Here is a 19,257-nt window from a genome sequence, read left to right as displayed (position 1 = left end):
GGGTCAGCCCGTCGCCAGCAATTGCAACGAGGCGGCGAAATAATCGGAGGCCAGTTGCGTCGGCATAGTGGTGCCGAGCAGCCGCCCGGCGACCGCCGCGCCGCCGGTCGAGATCGCGTAAGGTGCCTCTTCCCCGGTCACGACATCGATCCACGCGGGGATCGGCTTGGCCTGCGCCAGACACTTGCGCCAGTACGCCGCCACCGGTGCCGCCAGAGCCGGACGATTGCCCATCATCGCGTAAAGCGGCACGCGCACCGCATCGAAACCGAAGCGCGGCGGCTTTCCGCTCGCAGGTGCAACCTCGCCGTGGCCGGTCAGGTCCACCCAGTCGGTGGGCAAGGCGTCCGGACCGAAGCGCGACAGGGTGGTCAGCGCGACGCTGTCGGAAATGACATCGTCCCACACGCCCTGCCCGTCCATCCGGGCGAAATCATCAAACGCGGGCCAGATGAAGTACGACGGGTTGATCGTCAGCGCCGTGCCGGTTTCGAAACCGGCCAGCCCCGGCATCAGCGCCGACCGGCCATAGCGGCTGGCCACGCAATGCTGACGGATCGCCGCGCGGACCGCCTGCGACCGCGCGGCATAGGCCTTCACCGACCAGTTCTGCGCGGCGATGGCCAGCGCCCAGGCGATCAGGACGTCGCCGTCGGTCGCATTGTTGGGATCGGATACAGGATCGGCGGACGACGGATCGTAGCGCCAGGAATGCAGCGCCATGTCCTTGTGGCCCAGGTTCGCTTCGGTCCACCGCGCCATTTTCGCGAACATGTCCGCATCGCGCGCCTTGGCCGCCAGCAACATGCCGTAGCCCTGCCCCTCGCTGTGGCTGATATTGCCGTTGCCGGTATCGACCACACGGCCTTCCGGGGCCACAAAGCGCTTGCGGTATAGCAGCCAGCTGCTGGCCGGGACTGTCGCCTTGCCTTGCGAACCCACCGTGCAGGCAGCGGTCATGGCCACGAGCAGGCCGGTCGAGAATGTGCGTCTATCAACGGCCATGGCGCAGCTCGAGCACGTCCCCTTTCCATTCCGATACTGTCGTCAGCGCAGGCCCGCTGCCCAAGGCACGAAACCATGCGTCATAAGCACCTTCGAGCAGGGCCTGCAACGCCGGGCGCCAGTGCTTCGGGTTTCCGCCCGGTATCGCCAGCGGTGCGTGATGGTGGCGCACGGCGATCGCCTGCGCCCCGGCCTCGATCTCCACCGACCCCCAGCCCAGGGTCCGCCAGAAGGTATTCGTGCGGGTGGACAGGACCGCCAGGTCGGTAACGCCTTCCAGCGGCTCCAGCGCGGCAAAGCGCTTGCCGATGGCTAGATAAAACCCGCGTGCCTGCGACGGAGAAAGCGCTTCGCCCAGTTCGGACGCGGTGAGGGCCGACAGCAGGCACAGGCCCGGCGTTACATCGTCCCGGTCCTTGTCCGGCCAGCACGGTTGCGGAAACGACTGCATCTTCATTTGGTGCTCCCGAATGTCTGGCGCACGCCCAGTACGCTGCGCAATTCGTCGTAGGATCCGAAGGTATTATAGCTCGCCTCGCCGCCGATCTGGGTATTCGCGCCGACGCGGTAATAGACCGAACCGCCCGCGTTCAACGCGAAGCCGGTCTTGCTGGTGGAGTCGTAATAGGAGCGCACGTCGCTGTTGAGGGCCTTGAGTGCGTCGAGTTGCGCCTGCGCCGCAGAATCGGTCGGATAAATCGCGGACTCGTCCTCGCTGTAGCTCTGGAAGCCCGGCGTCAGGTTGGCCCGCACGGTCAGACGATCGGTATCCAGCGTATAATTGACCGGGAAGCCGATGCTCAGGAACGACTGCGGGCTGAAGTAACCGCCATTGCCGAAGGTGAAGGTGTTCTGGCTCTTGTCATACTTCTGGTAATTGACGTTGAGCCCCACCTTCAGCGTCGAGCGGGGCCCGCGCATGACTTGCAGATAGCCGCCGACATTGGCCTCGAACCCGTCATTGCGCACCACGTTGGTGCCACGGAAGCGGTAATAGCGCCCTTCACCGTAAACGCCGCTGCCGTCCTGGTCATAGGAGAGCGACAGGCCGCCGCCGGTGCGCATAACCTGGCCCCAGCGCTCGCCGGTTACCGGATCGCGGGTGCCGGCATAGGACAGCACGCTGTCCGTCACCGGCTGGCGCGCGACCCAGGCCTTGCCCGCTATGGTATTGCTGAACTTGGGTGTGACGGCGGCATTGAACGTCGCCTTGGTCTTGCCCATGCCGATCGACGTGGTTCCGGCCTCGAGCTGGACGATATCGCTTTCGTACCCGGCCGAAAGCGCCACGCCCGAAGCGTTCTGGCTGTCCGCATTGACGAGGGCGGATTCCTCCTCGTCAACGATCCCCTGCGCTTCGGGCGTTGCATTGCGGCCGAAGCGGGCAAGGCCGGAGCCCGTCGGACGGCCGGCATCGACCACCACTGCCTCGCCCTTGCCATAGAACCGGCCGCCCAGCGCACCGGCGGAAATCTTGGCCGAACCCTTGATCTCGTCGAGCTGGCTGAGGCCGGCCTCGCCCGAACGCTGGCGGAAGGCGGTGCCGACTTCGACGCGCGGCGCATTGTCGCGCGCCAGTCCCTGAATGTCCGATTCAAGCTGCGCCATGACCGGATCCGCGGGATAGGTTGCATCCGCCTGCCCGGCACCGTCTGTGTAGCCAGCTCCGGCCGTGTAGCCGCCCGTGCCCGAAGCGGCATAGGCCGGCGCTGCCGCCGCGCCCGGATAGGCCGACTGGCCGTAACCCGCGGGCGCGAAGGATGCGGTGGGCGCCCCAACGGAACCCGCACTCTGGCCATAGGTAGCGGGCGCATAGCCGGTCGCAGCACCATAAGGAGCGGCCGGGCCGCCATCCAGCCGCGTGCCGCCGTCAAGCGCGAACGGATTGACCTGACGCGGCTGCTGGACCGGCGCTGCCGGCATGTTGCGGAAAGGGTTGTTGCCCTCGCCCGGACCGACTGCGGCGAAGGGATTGCCACCGGTCAGGCCACCAGTGCCGGTACGCCGGGCGTAGATCTCGCGCGCCTGCTTGAACAGCTTGAGCGCGTCACCGTCGTCGCCACGTGCCTGCTCGACCCGGGCCATGCGCATATAGGCCTCGTAATCGGCGGGTTTGGCATCGAGCACCTGCTTCTCGGCACGTTCGGACAGCGCCTTGTCGCCTGCGGCCTGCGCCGATTCGGCAAGGCCGAGCAAGGCATCGCGATCATCCGGCTTGCTGGCGAGCAGAAGCTGGTAAGTCTGTGCGGCACGGCCGGGCATGCGGCCGGCCTGATAAAGCCGTGCCAGCGCGCCGAGCACGTCTGGATCGTTGGGAGCACCGTTCCACGCCGTCTGCAGCATATCGAAAGCATCGGCGAAACGCCCGGCCTGGCGCGCGCGTTCGGCCTGGCTGATCGCCAGCTTGGCGCTCATCCGCGCATAGGCCTGCTGGCCTTCGGCGCTACCGCCGGCCAGCGTTTCCGCACGCTGTAGCGCGGTCCGCGCCAGATCGTCACGACCGGCACGGGCAAAGACGTCGACAAGGCCTTCGTAGTCCTCGATATTGGTGATGTCCTGGTTCATCGCCGACTGGGCCAAGCTGACCGCGCCCATCGCATCGCCAAGTTCGAGCATGGCCGATGCGACGGCCACCCGCTTGCCGACAGGCAGCGATGCCGTCGCACCGATCTGGCGCAGCGCGGCAAGCGCCTGCATCTGTCCGCCAGTCTTGGCCATGGCCCTGGCGCGTTCGATCGCGGCATCGACCTTCACACCCATCGCAAGGTTGCGCATCGGCGCGGTCCGCTGCGCTTCGGGGATCATCCCGATCAAGCGCGCGGCATCCTCTGACCGTCCCAGTTCGTTATCGATCAGCGCCGCGGCATAAAGCGAATCGGGCTGGCCGGTGCTGGCCAGCGAACGCAGCAGCGATTCCGCTTCCGGCACCCGCCCACGCTTGATCATGAAGCGGGCGAATTCGTAGCGGATCCAGGGATCACTCGGATCGATCACGAGACCCTGCTGGAATTCGCGCTGCGCGCCCAGATCGTCGCCCGCCTGTGCCGCAGCCAGCGCACGGCTGCGCACCGCCCGCAATTGCAGGCGCTTCTCGTCGGCCTTTCCGCCTTCGGCGGCCTGGCGGTACAGGTCGGCCGAATCGGCATAGCGGCCCTGCTTTTCGTAGATCTGCGCAAGCAGCTCCAGCGCCGGCGAGGAATCCGAATAACCAGACCGCACCAGCGCTTCGGCACGGGTCTGCGCATCGGCGAGGCGTCCCTGCGCCAGAAGATCGCGCGCTTCGTCAAGCCCGGCGAAGAACCGTGCCGAGGCCAGAGCACTGGCCCACTGGTCGGCCTTGCCGAGACGCGATGCCTGCTCCAGCAGATCGGCCGCTTCGGCGAACTGCTGCTGGCGCAAGCGCACCAGCCCAAGCCCGCCCAATGCGTCCGGATCGCGCCGATTGACGGCCAGCGCCTTTTCGAACTGCGCCGACGCAGATGCGAGGTTGCTGTCCTGCAGCGCGTCATAGCCGGCCGTGCGGGCTTGCCCCGCACGCACCGAGGAAGAGGGCTGCGAGGGGCTGGCCGCACGGGCCGGAGCGGGCGAAGGCGTACGATCCGGCGTGGGCGCCGGGGCGGGCTTTGGCGTCGGGCGTGCAAGGCGGGACTGAACCGCCGCGCTGTTCGGATCCAGCGCCTTGGCGCGGCGCAGCGCCTGCTGGGCCAGATCCTCGCGGCCTTTCGAACGCCAGTAGTCCGCCTGCTTGATCAAGGTCGTGACCGCGCTCGATTCGGCCTGCGCCAGGCCGGGCATGGCAACGCCTGCCAGCAACAGCGGGCCAAGTGCCGCCATCGCCCTGCGCGCGAACCGGTGACCGGTCAGTGCGCCCCTGGGACTGACCGGGGCCCGCCCGGTTGCATCAAGCTTGACTGGAAACATCGTCATCAGTCCTTGTCGTTGGCACGGCGGCCAGCTTGTTCAAGACGGCGCGCGGCCTGGCGCCGGAAGTAGAGGTAGGCAGGTCCGGCCAGGACGACCGCCAGGACCAGCGTGAACAGGCCCATCATCAGCGGACGGCTGCTCAGCCAGTAGGCGACCTTCATCCACAGCGGCAGCGAGCCGACCCAGTAGGTCTTGCTGAGCGCGAAGCTGTCCATGCCATCGCCCGAGACAACCGAGAGATCGCCTTGCACCGAGGCATTGATCTTGGCGTCGTTCAGCCCTTCGATCATTTGCGGAAGGGCGTCGCGATCATCGGCAAGCAGGGCCACGACCGTGCGATCGCTGGCGAACGGCGACTGGTAGCTGACGATCCCCGCGAAGCCGCGCGCGGAATAGACCAGCGGTTCGGCATCCTCGGCATTGTCGGACTGGCCGCGACCGTCGAACAGCGCCAGCAGGTTCTGTAGCGGCGAGCGCTCGATCACGTGCAGGCGGCCGCTCTCGAAGCGTACCGGCGATCCGTCGAACAACGAGCCGAGACCGGCGATGTCGCTTTTGCCGATAACCAGCACGTCCTGCGACTGAATGTTTTCAGGCACCACGTCCGAAGTCACCGTGACGCCGGTCGCCGGGACGCCGGTCGAGTCCCCGAACCGTCCCATGACATTCAGGAACGCCTCGACCGAGGACGCCACCGGATTGCGGGCCATGATCACCGTCGTGTCGGCCAGATCAGGCTGCGCGGTGAAGGGGAAGCCGGCGCCGGCGAACGCCGCCAGATCGGGCATGAGCAGGCCGTGATAGGCCGAGGTCAGGTCGATCGCGCTGTCCGGCAGGATCGAGACGCGCACGTTCTCCGGCAAGGTGCCCGTGCACTTCTTCTTGTCGGCGAGGACCAGGTTGTAGTCCATCGCCAGCTGGTTCTGGCCGAACAGGGCGTAGCGCGGCAGGATGACGCTGGCGCTCGCATCGTGGCTGGTCGCGCCGCTCGATCCGAACAGGCCGTTCAACCAGCTGGCCGTCAGCGGCAGCGTCTTGAGGTACTGGCCGTTGATCGAGATATCGAGGCGAGAGGCGCGCTTGTCCAGCCACTGGGCCAGCGGATAGCGATACTTGAGATTGAGCTTGCCACCTTGGCGCGGCCAGAAGAACAGGTCGGGCGCGGCACGGAAACGGGCGGTCAACGGGCCGGGCGTAATGCCCATGCCCTGCAGTTCGTAGGCCTGCATGATATCGCCCAGCTTGACGGCATGGTCGGTCGAGATCCAGCGCAGGGCGCCGTAGCGCGGCCAGGTGGGAATGCGCACGCCGTCAAAGCTCATGCGCTGCCCGCCGAAGACGCCGCGTCCCAGCGCTACCGCAGCGGCGGCAACGCGCAGTTCCGCATCGTCGCGCCCCATCAGCACCAGCAGAGTGCCTTCGGGATCCTGCGGATTCCTGACGACCGCGGCTTCGGGGCCGTTGGGCGCAGCGATCGTCAGGCCCGGAATCTGGTCTCCGGACTTGAGGAAGACGATCGCATTGCCCTTGGGCAGGCGACCATAGACCGGCTTGAAATCGAAACCGCGATAGCTGGCGAGCGAACCCAGCCATGACGCCGTGCTGGCGGCGGCCTGCAGCTCTCCGGAATGGGGCTGCCCGGCGAACACGAAGGGGATCTGCAAGGCCAGGTTATCGCCCTTGTCGAAGAACGGCATGGGCATCCGGGCAAGGTCGGGCGGCAGGGATGCGGACTGATAGGTCACGTCCAGCCAGGAGCCGACATTGCTAATGTTCGCCCAGAGCGAGGAATGGAACGGATCCTCGCAATCACGGGCATAGTGGCCGATCAGGCGCAAGTTGAGCCGGTTATCGCCGGGCAGGAACAGCGCCGGGTTGATCGGCACTGTAAACGTCTGCCCGTCGGCGTTGAACTTCGTGAGCGGCAGCGTCTTCACCACTTCGCCGTTCAGGATGACGACGAGCTGGCTCAGCCCATCGAGCAGTGCCGGCGACCAGGCCGCCTTCAACGTCAGGCTGGCCGCGCTGACGACGCGATCCTGGCGCATTCCGAAGGGAATGCCGATTTCGCCGCGCGTACCCTGCAAGCGGATCGGCTGGGTGATGCGCAAGCCCTTCAGCGACAGTTTCTGGCGCAGCGCACCGGCGGGCAACGGCGCATCCGCGACCGTTTCGGCAGTGGCCGCAGCCGCGGCGTTGGCAGATGCCGCGCGGGCCGGCGTCACGCCGCTGGCCAACAGGCCGGTACCAAGCGCCACGGCGGCCATCAGGCCGGCCGCCTTGGCCAGAGCCTGACCGCCCTTGGTGGGGCCGGTTGCCGCCGCAGCCTGTGCCGCCGCCCTCTGTTTCGCCTTCTCGTTGATCTCGCGCATCTGCTGGCGCTCCTTGCGATTGAGGTGCAGCAGCCTGCGGATGGTCATCATGTCGACGAGAATGATATCGCTCAGCGAACGCAGGCCACTCATCGGCTCGGCCTTGGCGACCGGCTGCCAGGCATCTGCCCGCCCCATGACGGCGCGGACCAGATGACGCGCGGCCAGCATGTCGAGATGCTCGAAGCGCACATAGGCATTACCGTTGGCCACGCGCACGGTCTCGACCGGGATCGACAGGACCTCGTCGCCCATCGCCATGGTCAGGTGCCGCAATTCGCGGTCGGCGACCGGCAGGACGTCGGGCAAGGCAATCGCGGCACCACCCATCGAGATGTCGATGGTCTCCGCCGGAACGACATGGCCCGAAGTCAGGTAAGCGGTGACCTTGAGCTTCGCGTTGACGCGAATGTCCTGGCGTTCCTGCTTCGTCTCGCGCGCGACCGAGATCGCCGCCAGCAGGATGATCAGGCTGAAGGTGGCCCAGGCGCTGTTCAGGACCAGCGTATCGAGCTGGATGTTGAACAGGTAAGGGAACCACAGAAGCTTGACGAAGCCCAGCACGATCCCGCCAAGGATCAGGCCGATGCAGATCAGGTGCGGCTTGACGATGCCCCAGTCGAAATAGGTCTGGTCCAGCAGCGAGCCCTTGTCGGTCACGTTGAACTTGCCCTTGCGCGGCTGGAACCAGGTCATCACCGTCGGCTTGACAAGGTGGAAGGCCAGGACCGTCTCGTAGACCTCGCCCCAGAACGGGCGGCGGTCGGTGCCCTGGCTCTGCTCGTTCGCGGCCGAAGAGCAGAACAGGTGCGGCGCGGCATAAGCGAAGATCAGCGAGGCGGAGGCATGGATGATGTTCTGGCCGAACAGCAGGTAGGCCAGCGGGCTGGTAAGGAAGCAGATCCGTGGCAGCGGATACTGGAAGTGCAGCATCGCGTTCAGATAGCAAAGCCGCTGCTGCCACTTCAGGCCGCGCCCGAACAGCGGGCAATCGATGCGCAGGATCTGCGTCATGCCGCGCGCCCAGCGGATGCGCTGACCGACGTGCAGGACGAGGCGCTCGGTAGCAAGGCCGGCAGACAGGCGCGCGCCGATATAGGCAGTGTTCCAGCCGGTGCGCTGCAGCTTGAGCGCGGTGTGCGCGTCCTCGGTCACGGTTTCGCCCGCGAAGCCCTTCGTCTCCATCAGCGCCTCGCGGCGGATGATCGCGCAGGAACCGCAGAAGAACGTGGCGTTCCACAGGTCGTTGCCTTCCTGCACGGCGCCATAGAACAGGTCGCCCTCGCCCGGCATCTCGCCCAGCAGGTCACCCAGGTTGCGTTGCACCGGATCGAGCGAATACATGTGATGCGGCGTCTGCAGCAGGGCCAGGCGCGGGTCCTGCTGGAACCAGCCGACGGTCAATTGCAGGAAGGCCCGGGTCGGCACGTGATCGCAGTCGAAGATCGCGATCAGCTCGCCATCGGTCTTGGTCATCGCCGCGTTGAGGTTGCCCGCCTTGGCGTGCAGGTTGTTATCGCGCGTGATGTAGCCGCAGCCCGCTTCCTTGGCGAAGGCGCGGAACTCCGGGCGCTTGCCATCATCGAGAATGAAGACGCGATAGCGCTCGACCGGATAGTCGAGGTCCATCGCCGCGAAAACCGTGTTGCGCACGATCTCCAGGCTCTCGTTGTAGGTCGGGATGTAGATGTCGACGGTCGGCCAGGTCTCGGGATCGCCTTCGGGCTCGATCACCGGACGGGTCAGAGGCCAACTCGTCTGCAGGAAGCCCAGGATCAGGATGACCCAGGCGTAGAGCTCTGCGACGTAGAGACCGGTTCCGAACAGGAATTCGGGCAGCGTACCGAAGGACAGGGTCTGCGTGGTGCGCCACAGGATGTAGCGGGTCGAGACCAGGACCGACAGCAGCCCGAGCGCCAGCGCGCCCTTGCGGCTCTTCCAGCGTTTCAGAACCACGGTGCCCGCGATCACGACGCCGGCGAAGATCCATTGCTCGTGCGTATCCAGCGGAACGCCGATCACCATCGCCGCGACAAGGGCGATGGGCAATACCGCAAGGTATTTGAGCGATCGGCGGGGCGTCAGGCCTGCGGGAAGGGCAAAGCTCATGCCACCTGGCTCCGGTTCGGAATTGTCGAAATCGGCGCGATGGGCGCGTCCAGCAGGGGAAACAGGCTCGCCGCCAGCGCCCGCAGGTCGCTAAGGGCGGCGCTGGCAGGCGCATAGCGCTCCAGCGTCTGCAACATCGCCAGGGATTCAGACACGGCTTCGTCACGCCGGACCTTGCCGAGCAGGCGATTGCCGAGCAGTTCGCGGAAGAATGCCGAGGTGTGCCGCGCCAGCCGGCGCGTCTCGTCGAGCGCGTTCAGCACCACCGCCGTACGCTCGCCCCAGCACCCGATCCTGGCATCGGTATAATCGGGCAGCAGCGTCAGGCATTCGGGATAGGGCACCAGTGTACTCAGATGCACATGGGCAACCGGCAGGAGCATACGCGCAAGATCGAGCTGGGCCGCTGCGACATCGACGACCAGGACCCTGTCCTCGCCTGGTGCCAAAAAGCCGAGATCGGCCAGCATCGTCATGAAATCGGGATCGGCCACTGCATGGGGTTCATGCCTCAGGCTGATGCCGGAAACCACCACCGACTGGTCAGACGAGGCGCTCAACGACGGCAGCTGCGTCGCAGGCGGCAGGGCGAAATGCAACGGCAGGGGATCGAATTCCGAAGTCGTGAGCACGGTCACGTCGGCGCCCGCCTCGCTCAGGCCCATGGCGATATGGGCGGCCAGCAGGGTATTGCCGGTTCCGCCCTTCAGCGAATGGCACAGGATAACGGCCATCAGAGGTCTCCCTTCCGGCTCAGTTCGGACAGCTGCCGCAGCAGGGCGCGGACATCCTGTTGCGCCGCATCGGACGATGAGGGGGCAGCAGCAGCCGCAGCGGTGCCACCGCTTTCATAGCGGTTGAAGAGGGAAGACAGGCTCTCGGCAGTCTTGGCGCCCGCCTCGACGGGCATCGAAACCGATGCCGCATCCTCGCCGGCCTCCGGGGTGTCATCCAGCTGGGACATGCGTTCGTCTTTCAACAGGGCCTCGAACAAGGGCCACAGTTCTAGCTCGCTGAAACGGTCAGCAAATTCCTTGTAGGAAAAGTCGCTTTTACCCAGTCGGTCGAGAAGGGCCTTGGCATCGACACGCATAAATACCTCCGCAATTGTGCGTAGGCTTTGCAGAAAATGGTTAACGCGAAGTTGAAGTCGCCGTTCGAGTGCGGCGAAACGATGCGGTTTTGCGTGACTCGTTCCTGAAACCGCAGCGCCACAAGGATCGATTCGGTAACCACGTTTGCACCGGCATCGGCCTGCGGCCATTCCCTATAGCCGGCACAGAATAACCGAAAGGTTTAGACCCCATGTTCGCCTGAGCTGACTAGGTAAGTGGCCTCTCCTGCGGCATTCTGCGTTCGAGGGTTGCACCAGGTTGGCTGGTGCCGAGCCTCAAGAATGGAGGAGAGACCGCATGCAGGATAGCATGTTTATCGGGCTTGATGTCCATAAAGCAACGATCTCCGTGGCGGTAGCCGACGGGAAGCGGGGAGGAGAAGTGCGTAGCTTGGGTGTGATACCCAACCGCGCAGACGAAATTAGGAAGGTGGTCGAGAAGCTGTCAGGCAGGGCTCGGGAGCTCCATTTCTGTTATGAAGCGGGGCCTTGCGGCTACGGTCTTCACCGGCAGCTAGTAGCGCATGGCCACGATTGCATGGTGGTCGCTCCGTCACTCATACCGGTAAAAACAGGTGATCGGGTAAAAACGGACCGTCGCGATGCGCTGATGCTGGCGAGGCTGCACCGCGCGGGTGAACTAAACAGATCGAGCAGCTTGCTCCAAGCTGGAGTCTGTGGCCGATAGTTGAAGCCGTGCAGGCGATGAGAGGTGTGGCATTCATTGTGGCAGTCACGGTGGTGGCCGAGGTTGGCGACTTCCAGCGGTTTGATCACCCGCGCAAATTGATGGCCTATCTCGGCCTGACACCGTCCGAGCATTCCAGCGGCTCCTCCGTGCGCAAGGGCGGCATCACCAAGGCTGGCAGTGGGCTGGCCCGGCGGGCACTGATTGAAGGAGCATGGACCTATCGGATGCAGGCACGCGTCAGTCGCAAGTTGCACGACCGCATTGAAAACGTCCCCCAAGCGGTGCGCGACATTGCTTGGAAAGGGCAGCTTCGAATGTGCCAGCGGTATAGGCAACTTACAGGCCAAGGTCGTTGTGACGACAGCGATTGCCCGTGAGATGGCCGGCTTCATCTGGGCCATCGCGCGAGCGACGGCGGTGGCCCCGGCTTAGAAGAGCAAACTATCATTCCGATGCGCAAAGTTGGAGGCGGAACGCGGTGGGGAATCCTCGTGCCCTGTTATGAGCAGAAATAATCGACGCTCGTCATTTAAAGAGAGGCAGCCCCAGAACGAAACCACGGTCATGCGGTAACCAACCCGCGCGGTGTGCGGGTCGTCATCGACATAGACCGAGCCCTCATGGAAATCGAAGGCGGGGGTGAGAAAGTCGGTATAGGAGCCCGAGCCACTTCCGGCGAAATAGAAACCGATGGCATCGAACGAGCCGGGGCGCGACGGCGGATCGGGCGCCTCGGACTCCTTCGGACGGTCGCGGACGGAGGACAGGAAGATGGTAGAAGGGAAGCGGACCGTGACGTCGATGTCGGTCGCGGTCGCCGACCCATCATTGTGAAGGGTGAGGCTGACCTGTGCTGTGAGGCGGAATACCTCGGTCCACGCCTCAAGTTCCGCAACGTAGCGCTCGTAGCGCGAGTAATAGTCGAGCAGCTCCGTGTTATATTGCTCGACTCGGCTACGGCTTCCCGCGCCGTGCAGATTGGAAAATGCGCGAAGTCCGGTGAGCTCGCCTCCTGCGGGCGAGCGTCCCGCTTCGGGCAGGGGCAAGGGCGGATGCTTCGCCTTCATCTCCTCTAAGTCAGCGGCACCGAACTCAATAACGCGCGCGTTGCGGATTTCACGCCGGGTGTCGCCGCCCGTGAATGTAACCGACAGCTTCGGCTGGCGAGATTTGAGGCGGGCGATCTCGCGCTTTGCGTCGCGCAATTCCTTCTGCGCGGCATCAACATCGGCCGGCAGGCGCAGTTCGTCGGGTAGCCGCAGCACTCTGATCGGACGCGACCGCAGCTTCATCGCCATACCTCCGTCGTTGGACGCGATGAACGTGGTCAGGCCGGTCGCGGATTGGCGCTCGAGAGCGGCGGCGATATAGTGATCGTCGTTGACCTCGCGCACGAGATGGTGGGCTGCGAAGTCGATCGTCGGTTCGTGCTCGGCAAAGGCAAGCAGCACATTGGGTCGCAGGAAGACGGGATCGGGGAGCGACATCTGGCTTACAAGGAAGTCGATCATCCCGCCCGCGCGGGCTTTGAGCGCGGCGGAGGGACTGAAGATCTTCTTCTGCTCGAGTTCGCGAAGCAGGATGGGAGGGATGACGAGCACGCAACGGTTGCACCCCGTCAGCGCACACCAGTCGATCTGGTCGATCCGCTGAAAGTGGAGGCCCTGGTTGGTATCAATGAGGATTTCGCACTCGGTCAAAACGCGCCCAGCTCCGCATCAAACTCGGTGAAGCTCCCGGTTTCGGGATTCCAATAGACCTGACTCCAATCCTGCCCACTGGGTGCGATCGTGTCAGGCAGAATGAAATGCTTTCCGTCCGCGCCCTCGCAGGAGTAGACGAGGGCGCGCTCGCCCAGCACGTCCTGGTAGGACGGTTCGACGATGACGCGCTCAATCAGCATGCCGTTGCGGCGCACCGATACGCGGCTGCCGGGCACATAAACGAGCAGTTCGCCGTCTCGCGCGGGAGTCGCGCCACCGCCGACGGCGAGACCTCCTTCGAGGCCCTCATACCATTCGCAGATCGCGTCCGCCGTCTGAAGGTCGATGAACGCTTCGTCTCCAGCGGCCTGGGCGGCGCGTTTCAGGCGCTCGACGAACGCCCCGAACTCGGAGAGCCGTCCTGAGGGACACAGGCTTTGATGAGCGCAGCTTGGCGCCTTCGACCTTTGCTGTTCTTACGGGCCCTTCGATTGCCTCAACATACATGACATATCATGTGTAATTGACGGAATACGCATGATATGTCATTTACTGTGCTATGCCACGTGCTTCCAGAGTTGCCAGCGGACTGCCGCCCCAGAGCCTGCGCGCCATCGCGCAGCTCGGAAAGGATATCGCGCTCGCGCGGCGGCGGCGCAAGCTGCCGCAGCGGCTTATGGCCGAGCGTATGCTTGTGTCGGTGCAGACGTTGCAGCGCCTGGAGGCAGGCGACCCGACGGTAGGCCTCGCGGTCCTTGCCAGTGCGCTCCATGTGTTCGGTATGACCACGCGTCTTGCCAGCCTGGTTGCCGCCGACAGCGATCGCGCGGGCATTAGCGAGGATCTCGCGCGTCTCCCGAAGACGACCCATGCCTCGGATGTCGATGATCTGGATTTCTGATCCGTCATGGTGAGCGTGCGCACCTATGTCTTTGTGCATCTGCCCGAAGGTCCGGTTCCCGCCGGGCTGCTCACCATGACCGACGAGCCGCGCAACAAGTTCGCGACCTTTGCCTATGGCCGCCGCTATCTTGAACGTCCCGACCGACTGGCGGTCGACCCGGTTGCCCTGCCACTCCACGACGCGAACAGCGGCCATACTTTCCGCACGGAAGAGGGCTTCGCGGTCTTCAACGCCATCCGCGATGCAGCCCCCGATGGCTGGGGCCAGTATCTCATGTACAAGGCCATGGGCGACCGGCTACCGAACGAGATCGACCTTATCCTCGCATCAGGCGAACACAGGGTTGGTTGTCTGGCCTTTGGTCCGACCCCGGAGCGCCCGCAGCGCATCACACCTTGGGGCGAAGGCGATGCGCCGGGTGAACATTTCACGCTCGAAGAGCTGGCCGAGGCGGCTGAGCGTGCACAACATGTCGATGAACTCGATGAAAATTTGCGGCGACTGCTAACGGCTGGATCATCGCTTGGCGGTGCGCGCCCCAAAGCCGCGACCGAAATCGAGGACCAGCCTTGGATCGCCAAGTTCCAGGCACGCAACGACAACTTCCCCGAATGCCGGGTGGAATATGCCACAATGCGGCTTGCGACCGAATGCGGGCTGAACGTGCCCGCGATCGATCTCAGACGCGTGCTTGAACGAGACATCTATCTGATTGAGCGGTTCGATCGGGTTCCACATGGCAACTGGATGGAGCGACGGCATTTCGCATCGGGACTGACCATCCTTGGCGCACATGAAAGCGAAGTCAGCCGCTACAGCTATGCCGACCTTGCCGGCGCCCTCCGTCAGTACGGCACACAAGTTCGCCAGGATTTGCAGGAACTGTTCAATCGCATGGTGTTCAACATCCTCGTCACCAATGACGACGATCACTTGCGCAACCACGGCTTCCTTTATGACGGCAATGGCTGGCGCCTGTCCCCACTCTACGATGTCGTGCCCAAGCCGCAGGTCGGCCTCGAACGGCGGTTGGTGCTGGGCGCGGGGCCACAAGGGCGCAATGCGACGCTTGAAAATGCCTTGGCTGGAGCGGCGGTGTTCGATCTCGGCCCGGAAGAGGCACAGGCACTAGTTGCCAAAATGCGCGCTGTGGTCGCCGCGCGCTGGCAACCACTGTTCGAGGAAGCCGGTCTTGGCTCCGCCGATCAGGGACGTTTTGCAACATGCTTCCGGCTGGCAAGCGACGATGAATGAGCAGCCGCCCACACCTGCGAACATTCAAACCGGGCCTGCCTCAACCGCCTAGTCGAAACGGTGATTGCTGGGTGATTGCTGGAGCAAACTTAGGCTTCGAAAAATCCTATAAAAAGCCTTTAAATTAATATGATGATTTAACTTCGGCGTAACCGTGGCAGATTCCCGGGCAGTTATGCCGGTGCTGCGCAGACGAGGTCCGGGAGCCAGAGGACGTCCTTTGCTTTCGGGACGGCGAAGCGGCATCCGAGGAACCTGTAGAACGAGATCCCGAGCTTGCCAGGCCTCGGCGGTCACAAAGCGCTTGTCGGCATGGCTGGCCAGTTGCTCGATCTGCGGCGCGGCCATCCCCATCTTGCGCATGCGCTCCAGCGCGGCGCCATTGATGACATGCTCACAGCGTCCGGCCTGGAGCAGGCCCAGAAAGGCGCGGCGGGACTTGGAGGTGCCGCTGCGGAATATAGCGAAGCGCATCACCCAGCTGCGTTACAAAGCCAGCTTCGACTTTACTGCCCCGCGCGTGCGCTTGCGCCGTTTCTTGCCAGGCGCCGGCGTAGTGGACTTCTCCATTCCCGAAGGCTCCGCCTTGAGCTTCGGCCGGGGAGGCAGCCCCTTCAGCCGCGCAATCTCGGCCTTCAGAGCCTCGTTCTCCGTCGTCAGGCGTTCGACCGCTTCTTCGAGGCGATCGCAACGCAGGGCCAGCGCCGCGACAACACGGCGCAGATCCATGTCTACCTTGCCATCACTACGACCTGTCGCGCCCTAGTCTGCCTTTCCCGCGCCGCGCATCCTGCCCAGCACGCGGGCTGCGGCGTTGCTGCCGACCGCGAGTTCGCGCGCATAGTGGAGCGCGGTGCCGGGCGAGGACCAGCGCAGCGCGAGCGCGATGCCGGCGCCGTCCTCGCCCGCAGCAAACAGGTCCTGGGTCAGGCCGACGCGGAACGAGTGGGCGCTCAAGGACCGGATCGCCGCTTCCGCGCGGTCGGGATCGATCGCCACATGCCCTAGCGCGATGGCGGCGCGCGCGCGGCGGCGCAGGATCGCGACCACGCCTTGGCGGGTGAGCGGCTTGTCGCCGATCGTGTGCCGCGCGCCCCGCTCCTCCGCATCGCCGGGCGGCGCGGGGAGCAGGTGGACGCGGCGCAGCACCGCGCCGCCCGCGATGTCTGCGGCGCAAAGCCAGGCGGCAAGGCGGCGCATCGTCTCGGGCGAGATCCAGGCGAGCGCGCCCTCCCCCTCCTGGTCGGTCTTCGAGCGGGGAATGACGAGCCGGCCGCTGCCATCCTCGTGCGCGGTCAGATCGCCGACCTGTACGGCAACGAGTTCGGAGACGCGCAGCCCGGCATCGTAGGCGAGGCTGATCAGCGCGGCATCGCGCAAGTCCAGGATATCGCTGCCGCAGGCAGCCAGCAGCGCCTCGACCGTCATCCCCTCTGGCGCGGCCTGCCCTTCGGCCATGGCGGCCCCGAGCCGCAGCGGGGCGGCCTGGCGTTGGCGCTCCTGGCTCTGGCGGCGGATGGCCTTGAGGGTGTCGCGCACCATCCCGGCCTGCGTGGGCAGCGGTTCGCTTTCGCCGAAGCCGAGCACGCGGTGGATCCGGGCGATCGAGGCGATCCGCCGCGCCAGCGTCGCCGGCCGCGCCGGGGAGCGGCCCGGCGAACCGGATGCCAGCCAGCGCAAGTAGTGGACGAGCGTTTCGGGCGCGGCGGGCACGGCCTGCACCGGCGGGTGGCGGCGTGCGCACCAGGCAAGGAAGCACTTGAGGTCGGCGGTAATCGCCGCGCGGGTCGCCGGCGCCATCGCCGCGGTCGCCGCCTCGAGCGCGAGCGCGCTGGCCCCGCGCGTGTCGATCAGCGCGCGATGCGCACCCAACACCAGTTCCACTGCGGAAGGAGAAGCGCGGGCAGGGATCACACGGAGCAGGCGGTTTGCGGCGGGGTCATCGGCAGCGATTCTGGCGAAAAACCCGCATTTCGGCAATAACGTTCTTACCATAATGTCCGATTATGGAAAATAGGCGAAAAGCAACCATATCAGAAGGTGTATAGTTAAATCGAGTTGACTATATATAGGCTGCCGAGGGACCAATCCCTGCGTGCTGCCAAGGTCAGCAATAAACGCCGCGCTCATAGATTGGGTACTTCCTTGGAGAGCCGCTCTGGCAACGCACGCGGCTCCGTCCGAAATTTCTTCCAAACTGCCTTGCCGACAGGCCTTCTTCCCTTCCTTCCTGTGATCGGGTCTGCGCACGCGCTTCAGCGGAAATGCAGACGTCCTGAATGGCTCGTTTTCCCGTACGGGGTATTTCTTTGAAATGCTGCCGCCAGAGCCGTGATATTTCCCGAACGGGCAAATATCGCTTGAAGTCTCCGTAGAACGCGAATAATTTCCCGAACGGGTAAACTATGGGTGTGACATGGACACGGCCGAAATCGGGCAGATCATTCGCGAGGAACGCAAGGCGCTGGGCCTGCACCAAGATCAGCTGGCGGCAGCAAGCGGGGTGGGCTTGCGCTTCATCGTCGAGTTGGAGCGAGGCAAGGTCACGGCGCAGATCGGCAAGGTGATCGCGGTCTTGGCGGCGCTGGGCTGCGAAGTGCAGGTCCTGCGTCCCGGAGATCTCCGGCCGGAGGAGCGCGGCGATGGCTGCTGACATTCTCGACCGCCTCGTCGTCTGGTCCGATCGCCGCATCGCGGGCGAACTTGCGATCGATCAAGGCGGGGCGATGCATTTCGCTTATGCCGAGGACTGGCTGGCGGATTGCGGGGCCCCTGCCCTGTCCCACGCCCTGCCCAAGCAGGCGGGAGCCTTCGGCGATGCCTTGTGCAAGGCCGTGTTCGGAGGGCTGCTTCCCGAAGAAGGGCAGCGCACGGCGATTGCCCGTGCGCTGGGCGTTTCACCCGACAACCCGTTCCGGCTGCTGGCGGCGCTGGGCGGCGATGTTGCAGGCGCCCTTGCCTTCCTGCCCCCGGGGGAGCAACCGCCCCCGGCCCCGACCGAGAGCCGCCCAGAGGCGCTCGATGACGCGGCGCTCGCCGATCTTCTCCAGCGCTTGCCCCGGGCTCCCATGCTGGCGGGCGAAGGGGGGGCACGCTTCAGCCTTGCCGGGGCGCAGGGCAAGCTCCCCGTGGTCCTGGCAAACGGGAGGATCGCCGTACCGCGCATCGGCGAACCTTCGACTCACCTGATCAAGCCGGAGCCCGAACGCTTTGCCGGTCTGGCCGCCAATGAGGCCTTCTGTCTTGCGCTTGCGCGCGCTGTAGGGCTCGATGCAGCGACCGGGCAGTGGCAGGCAGTTGCCGGGAAGCCCTACCTGCTCGTCTCGCGCTACGACCGGGTTGAAAGGAACGGGCAGATCCAGCGGCTGCATCAGGAAGATTTCGCGCAGGCGCTGGGCGTGCCGTCCAACCGGAAATACGCCAGCGAGGGCGGACCGACCTTCCGCGATTGCTTTGCGCTCGTGCGGCAGGCCGCCACGCGCCCGGCGCGGGAGGTTCTCAAGCTGGCCGATGCAGCGATCTTCAACCTGATCATCGGCAACGGCGACGCCCATGCCAAGAATTTCAGCCTGCTGCGCCGGGAGGATGGGGAAGTCGTCCTTGCCCCGCTCTACGATCTGGTGGCGACGTTCATCTGGCCGGAACTTTCCGCAAGGCTCGCCATGCGCTTCGGCCCAGCTGCCAGCCTCGAGGAAGTGGATGGAGACAGCCTGATACGGTTCGCGCAGGACAGCGGCCTCACCCTGCCCTTCCTGCGCCGGCGCGCCGCGGCTCTGGCTGGACAAGTCGAAGCGGCGATTGCCAGGGGTATCGAGGTTCCCGGTCTGGCAGATACGGCCCTGTCCGGCGAGCTGTCTCAGGCCATCTCGGACCGGGCCGGCCGACTGGTTCTCAAGGCACGCGGATAGGCATTTCGCTTCGGTAAAGGGAGCGGCCTTCGCCTTTTGCCTTCATCACCCCTTTCAAACCAGAACCCAGGCATCCTGCCGGTTAGAATGGTATTTAGGGAATCTGTTACAAGGTTAGAGGGCCGCGCTTGCCTTGGAGTCCGGCGCAATCCGCTGAGTCGCGTGCCGGGTGCCGTTCCCGTTGGATCGTCGATCCGTTCCTGAAGTGTCGGCGCATGTGTTCCCGAAAGGTCGTTGACCTGTTCCCGAAGGGTCGAAGAACCGGTTCCAAGC

The 19,257-nt window shown here is 64.9% G+C and carries 15 protein-coding genes and 1 pseudogene; 6 read left to right on the top strand and 10 right to left on the bottom strand.

Features of this window, described 5'->3' with window-relative positions; translation table 11 throughout:
• Window positions 1-3: 3 nt before the first annotated feature.
• The 6 genes from PP1Y_RS00740 to PP1Y_RS00715 are packed head-to-tail and all read right to left on the bottom strand — an operon-like array spanning window position 4 to window position 10,503.
• Window positions 4-1,005 carry a glycosyl hydrolase family 8 gene (locus PP1Y_RS00740; protein WP_013831370.1) on the bottom strand — a complete coding sequence of 334 codons (1,002 nt, stop codon included), beginning with the start codon at window positions 1,003-1,005 and terminating at the stop codon, window positions 4-6.
• Window positions 995-1,462 carry a hypothetical protein gene (locus PP1Y_RS00735; RefSeq protein ID WP_041558026.1) on the bottom strand — a complete coding sequence of 156 codons (468 nt, stop codon included), beginning with the start codon at window positions 1,460-1,462 and terminating at the stop codon, window positions 995-997. The genes PP1Y_RS00740 and PP1Y_RS00735 overlap by 11 nt, the downstream gene beginning before the upstream one ends.
• Complete coding sequence (locus PP1Y_RS00730) at window positions 1,459-4,932, bottom strand: cellulose biosynthesis protein BcsC (RefSeq protein WP_232512204.1); 3,474 nt, start codon at window positions 4,930-4,932, stop codon at window positions 1,459-1,461. Before PP1Y_RS00730 ends, PP1Y_RS00735 begins: the two co-directional genes overlap by 4 nt.
• Entirely contained in the window at window positions 4,932-9,410 is a 4,479-nt protein-coding gene (gene bcsA, locus PP1Y_RS00725; RefSeq protein WP_013831367.1) for a UDP-forming cellulose synthase catalytic subunit, read from the bottom strand. Before bcsA ends, PP1Y_RS00730 begins: the two co-directional genes overlap by 1 nt.
• Window positions 9,407-10,144: a cellulose synthase operon protein YhjQ/BcsQ gene (locus PP1Y_RS00720; protein ID WP_051009904.1), complete on the bottom strand. Its 738-nt coding sequence runs from the start codon at window positions 10,142-10,144 to the stop codon at window positions 9,407-9,409. Before PP1Y_RS00720 ends, bcsA begins: the two co-directional genes overlap by 4 nt.
• Window positions 10,144-10,503 (bottom strand): hypothetical protein, encoded by a 360-nt coding sequence (locus PP1Y_RS00715; RefSeq protein ID WP_041558024.1) that lies wholly within the window; start codon window positions 10,501-10,503, stop codon window positions 10,144-10,146. Before PP1Y_RS00715 ends, PP1Y_RS00720 begins: the two co-directional genes overlap by 1 nt.
• A 319-nt stretch (window positions 10,504-10,822) precedes the next feature.
• Between PP1Y_RS00715 and PP1Y_RS00710 the strand changes: the two are divergent.
• A pseudogene (locus PP1Y_RS00710) lies at window positions 10,823-11,647 on the top strand (IS110 family transposase).
• Here PP1Y_RS00710 and PP1Y_RS00705 read toward each other — a convergent pair.
• Window positions 11,644-12,915, bottom strand: a complete 1,272-nt coding sequence (locus tag PP1Y_RS00705; RefSeq protein WP_013831363.1) for a hypothetical protein — start codon at window positions 12,913-12,915, stop codon at window positions 11,644-11,646. The pseudogene PP1Y_RS00710 and the gene PP1Y_RS00705 overlap by 4 nt on opposite strands.
• A gap of 107 nt (window positions 12,916-13,022) precedes the next feature.
• On the opposite strand from PP1Y_RS00705, the gene PP1Y_RS00700 reads away from it, so the two are divergent.
• From PP1Y_RS00700 to PP1Y_RS00685, 3 genes are all read left to right on the top strand, one after another.
• Window positions 13,023-13,343: a hypothetical protein gene (locus PP1Y_RS00700; protein ID WP_041558022.1), complete on the top strand. Its 321-nt coding sequence runs from the start codon at window positions 13,023-13,025 to the stop codon at window positions 13,341-13,343.
• Between the two features lie 134 nt (window positions 13,344-13,477).
• A complete protein-coding gene (locus PP1Y_RS00690; protein WP_013831362.1) occupies window positions 13,478-13,819 on the top strand; it encodes a helix-turn-helix domain-containing protein in 342 nt (113 codons plus the stop codon).
• 6 nt (window positions 13,820-13,825) lie between these two features.
• The gene (locus tag PP1Y_RS00685; protein ID WP_013831361.1) at window positions 13,826-15,076 is read left to right on the top strand and encodes a type II toxin-antitoxin system HipA family toxin; all 1,251 of its coding nucleotides are present in this window, start codon (window positions 13,826-13,828) and stop codon (window positions 15,074-15,076) included.
• A 48-nt stretch (window positions 15,077-15,124) separates the two neighbouring features.
• Here the strand turns inward: PP1Y_RS00685 and PP1Y_RS00680 are convergent, their stop codons facing one another.
• From PP1Y_RS00680 to PP1Y_RS00670, 3 genes are read right to left on the bottom strand one after another with little or no spacing between them, the layout of a single operon-like run.
• Entirely contained in the window at window positions 15,125-15,550 is a 426-nt protein-coding gene (locus PP1Y_RS00680; protein ID WP_013831360.1) for a hypothetical protein, read from the bottom strand.
• Between the two features lie 12 nt (window positions 15,551-15,562).
• Window positions 15,563-15,805, bottom strand: a complete 243-nt coding sequence (locus tag PP1Y_RS00675; protein WP_041558020.1) for a hypothetical protein — start codon at window positions 15,803-15,805, stop codon at window positions 15,563-15,565.
• Between the two features lie 33 nt (window positions 15,806-15,838).
• Complete coding sequence (locus tag PP1Y_RS00670; protein WP_232512217.1) at window positions 15,839-17,071, bottom strand: tyrosine-type recombinase/integrase; 1,233 nt, start codon at window positions 17,069-17,071, stop codon at window positions 15,839-15,841.
• Window positions 17,072-17,492: 421 nt separating this feature from the next.
• Between PP1Y_RS00670 and PP1Y_RS00665 the strand changes: the two genes are divergently transcribed.
• Complete coding sequence (locus PP1Y_RS00665; RefSeq protein ID WP_013831357.1) at window positions 17,493-17,729, top strand: type II toxin-antitoxin system Y4mF family antitoxin; 237 nt, start codon at window positions 17,493-17,495, stop codon at window positions 17,727-17,729.
• Entirely contained in the window at window positions 17,719-18,984 is a 1,266-nt protein-coding gene (locus PP1Y_RS00660) for a type II toxin-antitoxin system HipA family toxin (RefSeq protein ID WP_013831356.1), read from the top strand. Before PP1Y_RS00665 ends, PP1Y_RS00660 begins: the two co-directional genes overlap by 11 nt.
• The last annotated feature ends 273 nt before the right edge of the window (window positions 18,985-19,257 follow it).

This window comes from Novosphingobium sp. PP1Y (assembly GCF_000253255.1).
Classification (GTDB): Bacteria; Pseudomonadota; Alphaproteobacteria; order Sphingomonadales; family Sphingomonadaceae; genus Novosphingobium.
The sequence above is the reverse complement of the archived record's forward strand: the minus strand, read 5'-3'. Positions and strand labels throughout refer to the sequence as shown.